At 40.5% G+C, this 13,789-nt stretch carries 10 protein-coding genes; 3 read left to right on the top strand and 7 right to left on the bottom strand.

The annotated features are described in order from the left end of the window. Positions 1-18: 18 nt before the first annotated feature. The 3 genes from IAR63_RS10180 to IAR63_RS10170 all read right to left on the bottom strand — a co-directional run bounded on the left by IAR63_RS10180 (position 19) and on the right by IAR63_RS10170 (position 4,775). Positions 19-1,560, bottom strand: a complete 1,542-nt coding sequence (locus IAR63_RS10180) for an ATP-binding protein (protein WP_187705198.1) — start codon at positions 1,558-1,560, stop codon at positions 19-21. Between the two features lie 63 nt (positions 1,561-1,623). Next, positions 1,624-3,177, bottom strand: coding sequence for an ATP-binding protein (locus tag IAR63_RS10175; protein ID WP_187705197.1), 1,554 nt, complete (start codon positions 3,175-3,177; stop codon positions 1,624-1,626). A gap of 41 nt (positions 3,178-3,218) precedes the next feature. Further along, on the bottom strand, positions 3,219-4,775 hold the full coding sequence (locus tag IAR63_RS10170) for an ATP-binding protein (protein WP_187705196.1): 1,557 nt from the start codon (positions 4,773-4,775) through the stop codon (positions 3,219-3,221). Between the two features lie 106 nt (positions 4,776-4,881). Between IAR63_RS10170 and IAR63_RS10165 the strand changes: the two genes are divergently transcribed. Then, positions 4,882-5,265 (top strand): hypothetical protein, encoded by a 384-nt coding sequence (locus tag IAR63_RS10165; RefSeq protein WP_096546821.1) that lies wholly within the window; start codon positions 4,882-4,884, stop codon positions 5,263-5,265. 63 nt (positions 5,266-5,328) lie between these two features. On the opposite strand, the gene crtR is transcribed toward IAR63_RS10165, so the two are convergent. Next, positions 5,329-6,216, bottom strand: coding sequence for a beta-carotene hydroxylase (gene crtR, locus IAR63_RS10160; RefSeq protein ID WP_096546819.1), 888 nt, complete (start codon positions 6,214-6,216; stop codon positions 5,329-5,331). Between the two features lie 612 nt (positions 6,217-6,828). Here crtR and IAR63_RS10155 point away from each other — a divergent pair. Further along, complete coding sequence (locus IAR63_RS10155) at positions 6,829-8,232, top strand: alpha-amylase family glycosyl hydrolase (RefSeq protein WP_187705195.1); 1,404 nt, start codon at positions 6,829-6,831, stop codon at positions 8,230-8,232. Positions 8,233-8,413: 181 nt separating this feature from the next. On the opposite strand, the gene IAR63_RS10150 is transcribed toward IAR63_RS10155, so the two are convergent. After that, positions 8,414-9,820, bottom strand: a complete 1,407-nt coding sequence (locus tag IAR63_RS10150; RefSeq protein WP_187705194.1) for a hypothetical protein — start codon at positions 9,818-9,820, stop codon at positions 8,414-8,416. A gap of 11 nt (positions 9,821-9,831) precedes the next feature. Further along, on the bottom strand, positions 9,832-10,443 hold the full coding sequence (locus tag IAR63_RS10145; RefSeq protein ID WP_057178273.1) for a hypothetical protein: 612 nt from the start codon (positions 10,441-10,443) through the stop codon (positions 9,832-9,834). A gap of 153 nt (positions 10,444-10,596) precedes the next feature. On the opposite strand from IAR63_RS10145, the gene IAR63_RS10140 reads away from it, so the two are divergent. Further along, positions 10,597-12,189, top strand: a complete 1,593-nt coding sequence (locus IAR63_RS10140; RefSeq protein ID WP_187705193.1) for an Hsp70 family protein — start codon at positions 10,597-10,599, stop codon at positions 12,187-12,189. Between the two features lie 117 nt (positions 12,190-12,306). On the opposite strand, the gene IAR63_RS10135 is transcribed toward IAR63_RS10140, so the two are convergent. After that, positions 12,307-13,725: a Dyp-type peroxidase gene (locus tag IAR63_RS10135; RefSeq protein WP_187705192.1), complete on the bottom strand. Its 1,419-nt coding sequence runs from the start codon at positions 13,723-13,725 to the stop codon at positions 12,307-12,309. Positions 13,726-13,789 lie beyond the last annotated feature (64 nt).

Genomic DNA, 13,789 nt, shown 5'->3' with positions numbered 1-13,789 from the left:
CTTAGCGATCGCATTTTCCTAACTACGAATGAGGGTAATGGTGCGTCTACTAGGACTAATAACCTCCTCCGTACTAATCCTCTCTCCCATAGGTGGTAAACCAGGACGGCGATCGAAAATCACTAACCAACCCGTATCTAATCCTAACCCATCCAGGTATTTATCCAGTTGAGTTAAACCCTTGATTAACGGATCTGACTTTCTTTCACGCCACACCTTGAGTTCCATACCCATTACCACCTTGCCATAGCGTAAACAAATATCCATTCTTCCAGAACCAATGGCATATTCCCGCTCTAACGTACCACTACCATTAACTACCCGATGTAAAAATGCCATTAAAACTAAATGGGGAGCAATCTCATGGTAGGGTGCACTTCTGAGTAATGGTTCCCCGTGTTGTCGCCAAAACTCCAGAAAAGCGTGTAATAATTCATCAGGTAATAGTTCCCCTTGTTGGTTTAGCCAACGAGGTTCAATTGCTCCAATAGAAACCCTAGTTGTGTAACTTAGCACTAGAGGTAGAACTTCTTTATAAATTGGATTGGCAATTTCCAAGCCTTGTCCTTGATCTCGACACAGACCTAAATCCAGGACATAACGAATATCATCCGGTGGTACGTCGGGTAAGTCTTCACCTGCTAAAATTGGTTCAATAATGGTCTTAACCCGCTCTTCCCGTAATCGCTCTGCTAAGCTATCTAAATGGGTATCCTGGCGTTGAATGAGGATTTCTTTGGCTTGGTTAATCACCTCAGCAGTAATGGGTTGATTCACATCCTGGACTAATACCTGGGTAGCTTGACGAGCTAGGGCGTTAACTAACCATGGTTGTCCATCAGTTAAATAATATGCCTGTTGAACTGCTCCCAGGGTAAACACCTGTCCCGTAGCTGTTGTATGTTGTTCATATAAATTTTGAATATCTGTAAAACTAAAATTACTCAAAGTTAGGGACTCAGCCTTGATATTAAACGGACTAGACGTATTGAGTCGTTCACTTCCACCAGATTTAACCTTGTAGTCCCGCACATCCCGCATGCCAATTAAGCCCACCGAATGGGGAAAACCCTGGGGACGACGGGGAAAACCATCCCGTAACTGTCGCAATACTGAAATCAACGTTTGATTTTGCAACGAGTCAATTTCATCAATGAACACCACTAGGGGACGAGGAGAGCTTTTTGCCCAACTTTTCAGGAAAGCACCAATATTCTCCCTACGCTCTGGGTCAAAAGGGGGATGGAGGTCTTGCGGAAGCCAAATATCAATTGCATCTTGCCAAGAACCCAAAATGGCTCTTTCAGCACGTTCTGGTTCATCAGGAAAAACCGACCCCACTTCCACGGAGAGCATCACTGCTGTATACTCCCCACTATCAGTTAATTCTTGGGCTAAAGCTATCATAGCAGTGGTTTTGCCCACTTGTCGCGGTGCATGAATGATAAAGTAATTGCGTCCATCAATTAACGCTTTTAACTGAGGTAGTCGCCCTGTGGGAGAGAGCATATAGTGGATATCAGATTGACAAGGTCCAGCAGTGTTAAATTGTTTAGGCATAGTAAGGTATAATTTATAAGTAGCAAAATAATAATTTACGTTTTACTTAGCGATCGCATTTTTCTAACTACGAATTAGGGTAATAGTGCGCCCAGTGGGACTAATAACCTCCTCCGTACTAATCCTCTCTCCCATAGGTGGTAAACCGGGACGGCGATCGAAAATCACTAACCAACCCGTATCTAATCCTAACCCATCCAGGTATTTATCCAGTTGGGTCAAACCCTTGATTAACGGATCTGACTTTCTTTCACGCCACACCTTGAGTTCCATACCCATTACCACCTTGCCATAGCGTAAACAAATATCCATTCTTCCAGAACCAATGGCATATTCCCGCTCTAAAGTACCACCACCATTAACTACCCGATGTAAAAATGCCATCAACACCAAATGGGGAGCAATCTCATGGTAGGGTGCACTTCTGAGTAATGGTTCCCCGTGTTGTCGCCAAAACTCCAGAAAAGCGTGTAATAATTCATCAGGTAATAGTTCCCCTTGTTGGTTTAGCCAACGAGGTTCAATTGCTCCAATAGAAACCCTAGTTGTGTAACTTAGCACTAGAGGTAGAACTTCTTTATAAATTGGATTGGCAATTTCCAAGCCTTGTCCTTGATCTCGACACAGACCTAAATCCAGGACATAACGAATATCATCTGGTGGTATGTCGGGTAAGTCTTCACCTGCTAAAATTGGTTCAATAATAGCTTTGACCCGCGCTTCCCGTAATCTTTCTGCTAAACTATCCAAATGGGTATCCTGACGCTGGATGAGGATTTCTTTGGCTTGGTTAATCACTTCAGCAGTAATGGGTTGATTCACATCCTGGACTAATACCTGGGTAGCTTGACGAGCTAGGGCGTTAACTAACCATGGTTGTCCATCAGTTAAATAATATGCCTGTTGAACTGCTCCCAGGGTAAACACCTGTCCCGTAGCTGTTGTATGTTGTTCATATAAATTTTGAATATCTGTAAAACTAAAATTACTCAAAGTTAGGGATTCAGCCTTGATATTAAACGGACTAGACGTATTGAGTCGTTCACTTCCACCAGATTTAACCTTGTAGTCCCGCACATCCCGCATGCCAATTAAGCCCACCGAATGGGGAAAACCCTGGGGACGATTGGGATAACCCGCTCGTAATTGTCTGAGAATGGATATGAGAGTTTGATCTTCCAAAGAATCAATTTCATCCAAAAACACAACTAAAGGTAGAGGGGAAGCCATGGCCCAAGCTTGCAGAACTGTTTGAATATCTAAGGGAGAGGTCTCAGTCTCTGTTTCAATTTGTGTTAAATTAGGCAAAGGTAATTTTCGAAACCGAATTTCATTCTGCCAACGTCTCAGGATACTTTGTTGCGCTTGTTCTGGTGCATCTGGAAATGGCGCACCGGTTTCTAGGGTTAACATCACAGCTAGGTATTGTCCACTGTCAGTTAATTCTTGAGCTAGGGCCATCATGGCAGTGGTTTTACCCACTTGTCGCGGTGCATGAATGATAAAGTAATTGCGTCCATCAATTAACGCTTTTAACTGAGGTAGTCGCCCTGTGGGAGATAGCATATAGTGGATATCAGATTGACAAGGTCCAGCAGTATTAAAGTGTTTAGACATAATCGGCAATAATTTAAGGTGTGATTCAAATTTATCGGAATCTAACTACGAATCAGGGTAATGGTGCGCCCACTAGGACTAATAACCTCCTCCGTACTAATCCTCTCTCCCATGGGGGGTAACCCGGGACGGCGATCGAAAATCACTAACCAACCCGTATCTAATCCTAACCCATCCAGATATTTATCCAGTTGGGTTAAACCCTTGATTAACGGATCTGACTTTCTTTCACGCCACACCTTGAGTTCCATACCCATCACCACCTTGCCATAGCGTAAACAAATATCCATTCTCCCAGAACCAATAGCATATTCCCGCTCTAACGTACCACCACCATTTACCACTCGGTGTAAAAATGCCATTAACACCAAATGGGGAGCAATTTCATGATAGGGCGCACTTTTGAGTAATGGTTCCCCATGTTGTCGCCAAAATTCCAAGAAAGAGTTTAATAGAATTTGAGGATTGAGAGTACCATCAGAGTTTAACCAGTTGGGTTCCACAGAAGTTAGAGATGCGATCGCCACTGCAGCTAAGGTCTTAGGTAAAATCTCCCGATAAATGGGGTTAGCAATTTCTAATGCACCCCCGCGATCGCGACGACATAAACCCAAGTCTAGGACATATCGTAAATTATCTTCTGCTGTATCAGCTAAGTCTTCACCAGCTAACATGGGTTGAATAATATCCCTAACCCGCTCTTCCCGTAATCTTTCCGCCAAACTATCTAAATGGGTATCCTGACGCTGGATGAGGATTTCCTTGGCTTGGTTAATCACCTCAGCAGTAATGGGTTGCTTCACATCCTTTACTAACACCTGGGTAGCTTGACGAGCTAGGGCGTTAACTAACCATGGTTGTCCATCGGTTAAATAATATGCCTGTTGAACTGCTCCCAGGGTAAATACTTGCCCTGTAGCTGTTCTATGTTGTTCGTATAAATTTTGCACATCTGTAAAACTAAAATTACTTAAAGTTAGGGATTCAGCCTTGATATTGAACGGACTAGAAGTATTTAGTCGTTCACTTCCACCAGATTTAACCTTGTAGTCCCGCACATCCCGCATGCCAATTAAGCCCACCGAATGGGGAAAACCCTGGGGACGATTGGGATAACCCGCTCGCAATTGTCTGAGGATGGATATTAGAGTTTGATCTTGTAAGGAATCAATTTCATCCAGAAAGACAACTAAGGGTAGGGGGGAAGCCATGGCCCACCCTTGCAGGACTGTTTGAATATCTAGGGGAAAAGTCTCGGTCTCTGTTTGAATTTGGGTTAAAGTGGGCAAGGGTAATTTTCGAAACCGAATTTCATTCTGCCAGCGTCTAAGGATACTTTGTTGCGCTTGTTCTGGTGCATCTGGAAATGGCGCACCGGTTTCCAGTGTTAACATCACAGCTAGGTATTGTCCACTGTCAGTTAATTGTTGAGCTAAAGCCATCATGGCAGTGGTTTTACCCACCTGTCGCGGTGCATGAATGATAAAGTAATTGCGTCCATCAATTAATGCTTTCAACTGAGGTAGTCGCCCTGTGGGAGAGAGCATATAGTGGATATCAGATTGGCAAGGTCCAGCAGTATTAAAATGTTTAGACATAATAATGACATAATGAGTTCTTAGTTATAAAGCGAGGTAGTTTATAAAATATGGATTTGAGGACAAATTCAAGTAAAATGGGAATTTATCACTTTATATCTTTAGTATGCTTGATATATTACCTTTTCAATTCACGATAGATAAAGTAGCCATCGCTGGCTCTTGTTTATGGTCTTTAGCTTTGTATTTGGCTTTAGCATCCATTAGGGAATGGATAATCACACAATTAAATCGCTGGTTTAATTTTGCCGAGCGGTTCCTATATACTAGCGAAACAGAATTTGAAAAAACCCGCCCAGCTAGAGAGTCTCAAAATGCCTTTTATGCTTCAATTATGAGCATTTTACCGTTTTTAATATTTGGTGCATTATCCTACTGGGGTGTGGAAATTAGTTTAGGTTCTAGTTGGGGAATTAGTACTGGTATACTTACTACTGTGGGTGCTAGCATCTATGAATTGGGAAGAATAAACGGAAAAAATTCAGATTAGATGTGCTTACTGGTAAAAATGTACTACTTCCCCAACAACAATTAAATTTAAATTTCTCAGTTATTATTCATGGTGATGAAAATGAAGACCAATGAAAATATCATAGAGAAATTCCAAAAAATCCTTTTTTTGTAATAAACCGGAAGTTTGGGGGCTACCTTTCTCATCTAGTAAGGGCTTCATTAGGTAGTAGGCAGGTTGATAATTGTACCAAGTAATTGAAGGCCATAAATGATGAATTAAATGGTAGTTCTGCCCTAAAATTAGCATATTAAGGATTTTGCCAGGATATACACGAGCATTCTTCCACCGATCACGCTCTACAAATGGACGATGTGGTAAGTAGTCAAAAAAGAACCCCAGTGTTATACCTACTACAAAAGCTGGGACAAACCAGAAGTTGAGAATATACCCTAAAAAGTGATATTGAATGGAAATATAAACTATAGTAAAGATAAGCAATCGGCTAAGGAACCATTCTAGTAGTTCATATTTACGCCAAAGTTGCCTTTGAAAGAAAAATACCTCATGGTACAAAAATCTCACCGCGATTAACCACAGTGGACCACCTGTGGAAACATAATGATCCGGGTCATCTTTGGGATGATTGACATTGCCATGGTGTTGTAGGTGTACTCTGGTAAAAACTGGGAAAGCAAAGGCTAGTACTAGGGCACTAGCATGACCCAATATGGCGTTAGCTATTCGGTTACGATGGGCTGATTGATGACAAGCATCATGAATAATCGTGCCTGAGAAATGTAAGGACAGGGTGTTGATGCCAAAACATAACCAATGGGGCCATTCCCATACCCAGTAACCACAGCTAGAAAGTACCAACATAGTTACTACTGCAAAGAATAGCAACACGGTTGGATTCAGACCTCCAGGGGGGTCTAAAAGTTCTTTGGGGGGAATTGTCAGCGGCTTTTTTGCCTCCGACGTGAGCATTACTAACTCCTTTGCTGTCTTAAACTAACATTATTATTAACTATATCAACTATCAATATACAACAAATCTCTCCGGAAATGCTCCTGAAGTTTCGGTTGAAAATCGCTGTGGTACAAGTTGTCATGACTAGTAGTATAAATTGTGAATTCATTGGTGTTTAGATTATACATAGTCACCACTGAGATTGATTTTTAAACAAAGTATTTATAAATACAACCTTTTATGTATCAAAAAATAGCTTCCAAAAGGTTATGATTACAGTCTAATCCGGCAATTAGTTGTGAATTAACTTTAAGAGTGTTTGTAGTAATTATTGACTCAAACTATATGCTGATACATAAAAAGCAAAAAATTAATCCATGGAAGTAAGGGTAAAGGAATGTTAAATTTTTGTTTACTTACTGGACATTCACTATCAAAAGGTGATTAAATTACCCTTGGCTTAGACAATTCGTCCGAGCAAGAAGTAATTTACCAACTTACAGGGACTTACAGGGTTTCAAGTCAAATCAACCCCATGGTTGCTGCTTTGACATGTGACCGAAGTGAGAGAGTGAGGTTTCATAACCACTCAAGCAGGTTCCGGTGTGTTCAAAATTTGAGGTGAGTTTATGTATCAATCAATTAGTTCTTTTTTCAAAAACTGTGTCGTATTTGTCACCGCTTTCTGTATAGTTCTGACAGTTGCAGGTTCCTCTTTTACACGATCAGCTCAAGCAGATGTCATATATCACGCTTTTGATGAATGTTTCAACAACATCAAGGACAAGGTTCCCCAAATAAAAGCAGCAGGATACAATTACATTCAAGTCTCGCCTCCTAATAAAACAGCGTCGCGGCTTGATGAAGCTTGTACTTCGGATAAATACTGGTATATGCAGTATCAACCACTTGATTATGTCTTAGAGGGAAACCTAGGAACTCGTGAAGATTTAAAGGATTTAATTAATACAGCTCACGAAAATGGTATCAGGGTTATTGCTGATGTTGTACTGAATCACCTAGCTAATTATAAAAATGTCCCAAACAAAGATGGCAAGCCTTTCCCTGAAGCCTATCCCATATTCCAAAACCAAGAGTACTTTCATAACCAAGTTTGTATTAACAACTATAATAATCCCTCGGAAGTTGAAAATAATTGGTTATGTAGTAAAGATGACCCAGAGGGATTACCTGACCTAAAAACAGATTTACTATATGTACAACAGCAACAGCAGAATTATTTGAAAAAACTGTTGGATTTTGGATTCGATGGTTTGCGCTTTGATGCTGCCAAGCATATTTCTCGGGACGATATGACGAAGATATTGGCGAATGTACCCGATGACGTACTTTACTATGGTGAGGTCATTGGTAATACTTATGAAGACAGCATGAGTTATGTTCCTGTTTTTCCGAAAGTGACCGATTTTCAACTGGTGAACACCTTGAAAAATGCTTTTGGTTTCGGCGGAGACCTGCGCTCTTTAGTCAATCCATCAGATACGAGAAGAGCTTTAATTGGTGAACATGCTGTTACTTTTGCTCGCAATCATGACACTTGGGCTGAAGGACAATTTGATAATTGGAAATTTGATCAAGGGGACTTACCTCTAGCAACAGCCTACGTGTTAGCGATTAAAGAAGGAACACCTCTGATTTTGAATTTTGATGCCTTTAATCCTACGGTTGTTGCTGGAACCCAATTCAATCAAAAAATGAAGGGACAGGATCAATACTATCGAAATGGCAGTGAAATTGCTCCCTCCGCTGACAGTGCCAATTTGCTCTTTATTGAAAGGGGTGGTAAGGGACTAGCAATTATCAATAAGGCGGGTACAACTTTTGATGTGCAAGCAGCAAAAATGCCAGGCTTAGAAGTTGGATGTTACAACGAGTTACAATATAATTTCAAAATGTGTGTTGACAAGGGTGATGATGGAAAAAAATACATCACTCAATGGGGAGGTCCTCAACGAGGAGGTATTAATATCGGGAATCGTACTGCTCTATTCTTTGTGAAGGCTGAAGTATAGTTTACATAGGTTTCTTACCCTGGGATTTCTACATAAAGGCTTATCTGGCAATGTTTTTCAACAGAAAAAATCCTTTGATGTCAGTGATAATCCAGGGTAAACTACATATTAAATTATACAAACTTCAGAAACCAAATACCTTCTATATTCATAATTATCAAGTGAGCTATATCTGAACAATTCAATTGGTGAATTTTCTGTACAAGTCATACCAATAATAGGTCCCTAACCATAATACTGATAACAATCCCGCTAAACTGAGAGTTAAACCAGTAAAGGGAACTAAAAATGCAAATACAGGCAAAACCGCTCCAGCAATGGTACAAATAATTGCTGCTAATCCTAATTGACGATTCCCACCCAACCCGTAAATTAAACCTATTAACACCAGTGAAATTATTAACCAGGCCATTTCTCCACTCATAAACCTTGACGTATATGTTAAAGTTAATAAGCTGGTAAAGAACACTCCCCCGGCGATCGCCAGATTTTGTAAGCTCATGGGTACGGTTAAGTATAGTAGTAATATCCACCACAAAAATAATCCTGGTGCTAATAATAATAAGCGAGGTATAATTCCGGTTTTACCTATGGGTTTAGTAGCCGTAAACACACCGAAAGGATTTTTGACAGAAACATTATCATCAAAAATCCAAGTGAATTGACTATTACCTCCATCTCTTTTTATTTCTTGGGGAACTATACCACTGGCAAAATCAGCATTGGGAAATCTGGCAATAGCTGTGAGACGGAAACCAGAGAGTAACTGATTAGTGGCATTGTATACCCAACGCGGTCCCCCTTGTGCTTGATAACTAACTTTGATGGTGGCTTGCTCTCCAGGATTTAAGTCCAAGGGAAATCCATAATCTTCTGGACTGGTCTGTTCTAGTCTTGTCCCTTCTCTCTCCACTTTATATCCAGATAAGAGAGAATAGCCGTATGGTGGTGGTGCTTCAAATATAAACTGATTTTTATTATTTAGGGTATTGACTATTTTGTACTCACCAGTATAGTCAGTAATATAAATGGCACTGCGATTTTGCACGTCTACACTTTGATCAATAGTCACTTGAATTTGGGAACCAGCCAAATTTAAATACCGGGTGACTTTTTGCTTGTCCGTCACCTTGACAATTCTATCCCTGACTCGGGTTGTGTAGCTATAGGGTTCCTCAGTTATATAACTAACACGAGGTGCGTTGTGTTCTAATCTATCACCAGCAACAGATTCAGTTACCTTAGCCACCTTTGCTTGCTCCCAGTGATGGTAACGATTACTCAGGGTGGAAGTTAGGAAAAATCCCGTTACTGATAGAATTAACACCAATGCAAAGTGTGGTATGCCACGCAAAATTTGGGAATAACGAACTGACCAATCTCGCAAAAAATCCGCCTGCATTTCCGTTTCCCGTCTTAGGGAAAAACTGATCAAGGCGATCGCCACTCCCAAACCAATAATTAAAAACACTACTAATAGTGAATTTTCAACTACTTGAGTACCGAACCTGATTAATTCATCAGGATGTGTGAGGTCGGGTAAACTGGGAATACCCTGAGCAGAGGAAGATATAGCTGAAGTTTCCATTTTCCCATTCCTTAGGGCTGAAGGATTTTTATAAGAATACGCATTAAGCTTTCCAGCTCATCTGGTACTCGATATAGATTTAATACTTGTTGAATTTGCTTACTACCCCGATGCAGAATTCCAAACTGCCAGATGTCACCTGTGGAAACAGCTCCGTGGAGAATGGGTTCTTCGCTGGTACTCCAGATATCAAGGGCAATCAGCTCGACTGCAAGTTGGGTAAAACCTCTAGTGAGATCTGCATTTTTTGCTTCAACAATCAGGAGTTTACCTGCGGAGTACAAGTAGTAATCAAGGCAACCTTTAAGCTGTTCACTAACATTTAAGGAATATTCTACCCTAAGTTGGGCATGAGTATAATGTAGTACATCTATTAATAAGGGAGCAATGAGTAGTTCACGGCGAGCAGCTTCGCTGGTGAGGCTAATATAGGGGAGGCTTTCTTGGATCCGGGTTTTTAGGTCGTCCAGTCGGTCAAGATTAATGTCTGACTGGGGGAGAGATAATGTTGACCGTTGGAACTCATAACCGAGTTCCCCCAGAATATCCTCCGGTTCATAGGTCATTTCAAAGTATTGCCGGAAAGTGTAAGAATGTCCCGGTTGTAAAATAGCGGGTCTCATTTGGGTTAAATTCCTGGAGGCAATTTGCGGTTGCATTGAGTTGACAATTTATGCTATTGTATAATAAAACATCAAAAAAACTTTCTTGAAGAACAGTCCTTGCTGGAATGACGGTAAGAGTTGGCCTAATTTCCAGTAAAAAAATCTAGTAATATGCCCATAGCAATTGATTTTGGTACGAGTAATACGGTAATTACCCGATGGAACCCTGTCACCCAGCAACCAGAAACCCTCAGTTTGCCAGGGTTATCTGCTCGACAGGGTTTGAATCCTCCTTTGATACCCAGTTTAGTTTATATAGAAGCAGCAAATCAAGATAAGGTGTTAATTGGTCAGCAGATACGAGATCGGGGTTTAGATCTCATGGGTGATAGTAGGTTTTTTCGCAGTTTTAAACGGGGTATTGGAGCGGATATTCAGGGTTTCTTACCAGAAATAGATGGGGAAACTATTACTTTTGAAAAGGTAGGTACATGGTTTCTCCAGAAGATAATAGGGGAGTTATTATCTATTGAGGGAGGATTGGACTCTTTGGTATTAACCGTTCCAGTGGATAGTTTTGAAGTTTATCGCTATTGGCTAGGCAAAGTTTTTCAAGCTTTGCCAGTTACACAAATTAGAATGTTAGATGAGCCTACCGCTGCTGCTTTAGCATATGGTGTAAAAGAGGCAGAAAATTTGTTAGTGATTGATTTTGGTGGGGGAACTCTAGATCTATCTTTGGTGAAGCTGGATAAACAATATCCGGTAGATAATAAACCTGTGGGGTTTTTATTAAAATGGGGAAATAAATCTTTGGCACAGGACTCTCTACAAAAGGTAAAAACAGCCAAGGTCTTAGCCAAATCAGGACAAAACCTGGGTGGCACGGATATTGATAATTGGATAGTTGATTATTTTGTGACAACTCAGGGATTGCCAGTTAATTCTATTACTACTAGATTGGCGGAGAGGTTGAAAATTGAATTGTCTACCCACAATCAAGCTGGAGAGGTCTACTTTGACGATCAAAATTTTGCCAGTTATGAGTTGGAGTTGAATCGTCAGACCTTAGAAACTATTCTCCAAGATCGGGGATTTTTTGCCAAATTGGATGAGACTATGTTGAATTTATTACAACAGGCTCGTCATCAAGGTGTGCAAATAGATGATATTAGCGAAGTTTTACTGGTGGGTGGCACAGTACAATTACCTGCTATACAAAAGTGGATCCAGCAATATTTTCCACTAGAAAAAATCCGTTGCCAAAAACCTTTTGAGGCGATCGCCCAGGGTGCTTTACAAATCACCCAAGGTTTAGAAATAAAGGACTTTCTCTATCATAGCTATGGGATCCGATATTGGGATAGACGCAATCAACGTCATAGTTGGCAACCAATCATTAAAGCTGGACAATCTTATCCCATGACCCAACCAGTAGAATTAGTACTAGGTGCTTCTAAGGAAAATCAACCTAGCATTGAATTAATTATAGGGGAACTAGCAGAAACAACCGGTGGTACAGAAGTTTATTTTGATGGCGATCGCCTGATTACTCGTCAAGTCAACTCTTCAACCACCCTAGTTAAACCCCTCAATGACAGTGACAGGAAAATCGCCCAACTCACACCCCTTGGTTTTCCAGGGAGCGATCGCATTAAAGTTAAGTTTCAAGTTGACGAGGAACGGTTTTTAAAAATCACAGTAGAGGACTTATTGACGAATAATACCCTACTTGAGAATCAGATTGTAGCTCAGTTGAGTTAAATCGGTATCAATGTTAAGCTGTTGCTGAGTGCCACTATGAGGTGAAAACCAGAAAGATCCTTGATTTCTCAAAGAAATCAAGGATCCCAAGAAAATAAGTTGCTAATGCAAAATCAGCTAAATACTGGTGAGAGAACTAATACTAGGAGCAAAGAAGTATTCACCACCTTTCATATGTACCCAAAGACCAAAATTAAAAGTATTAGATTGGTCGCTTTTTTCAGGTTTTCCCCAAGCCACAGGCCATTTTTGATTTCTATCAGCACCGGGTCCTGTTTGACCAATAATGGGATCTACTCCCACATTCCACTCAACAAAGTTACTAGCATTAGCCCAAGCTGCTTGCATGAAATTAAATTGATTTTCAAGATCAGCCTGAAAGCATAAGAACAGTAATCCTGAACCGGTAGAAGTTGAGTTGGTATAGTCAGTTTCTCCATAACTAACAGCACGACGAGCAATTCTGTGATTGCGCTCTGTTTTTAATGCATCCTCAAAACTCTCTCCAGATGAAATTACCCTTCCTGTATCTCCCCTAGGATTAGTTTTACGGACGTGAGCATGAAATGGACACTTATAAGCTTTTTCATCTTCACTATAATCAAAATCATTACCATAGTCTCCACCAGGCTTATCTGCAAGTGTCAGCGGTGTACCATCACGAAAGCGTCCCATCATTAATGCGCCAGCTAATTCCTTGTCTATCCCTAATTTTTCAGCCAGGTCTTTCTCTGCATCAAGAAGAGCAATCACATCCTGTTCCAGTTTGCGATATACCAAGTAACTACCGTAGCTGTCTTCTGACTTACCATTTGGATCTTTGGCTAAAACAAGACTCAGAGGGGCACGAGGATCCCATTTACTAAAGTCACCAGATGTTTTCGCCTTTTGGATATCACTTTTAGTAAATAAAGGTTGACTGATACCATCAATAAACCCAAAGTGTTCAATGTGGTCTCCCCTTTCATTTTTAAGGATGAAACCATCTTCTCTATGAACAACCTGAGCCATGAGATACAATGTTCTAGTTATTTGATTAACTGTTTGCAGCAGGCTCACTAAATTATCATCAGCAATCAGCAATAAAGCATGAATTTCTTCCTGAAGGCCTGGTTCCCACTCTTCAATTACCGGATCACCCAATAAATTTCTGATGGTATCATTTTTCATACCAAATCTAAAGGGCTGATTGCCAGGAATTTGAAAAGGCCGAAATTGCAAATATTCGTAACCTGCATGAGAAAGAAAGAAATTAATAAATGGTTTACCCGCAATCTTTTCGGTTCTGTACAATTCAGCTTCAGCTGCTTGCTGATGTGCGGATGTTATGTTCTTTGCAAATTCTCTAATCCAGTCTTTTAAGGGTTCAACTTGACCGGGCTTAAACTGTAAAAATAAATGTACAGTATGATCTCTTCCGTGTCCCTTGAGAATATTTCCTTGTAAATCAAGGAGCAGCTCTTCGTATATGCCAGGATTACTGGTGTCAATACCTTCTTCCAAAAGAGTTTGCAAATCGTCTTCCGTAAGTGCCATTTTATCAATTCCTCTGTTTGATTCATGTTTGATTTTATCGAGACACTGTTGCCATTTTCAATCA

The organism is Cylindrospermopsis curvispora GIHE-G1 (assembly GCF_014489415.1).
Taxonomy (GTDB): domain Bacteria; phylum Cyanobacteriota; class Cyanobacteriia; order Cyanobacteriales; family Nostocaceae; genus Raphidiopsis; species Raphidiopsis curvispora_A.
This window is presented reverse-complemented; position numbering and strand designations above follow the sequence as displayed.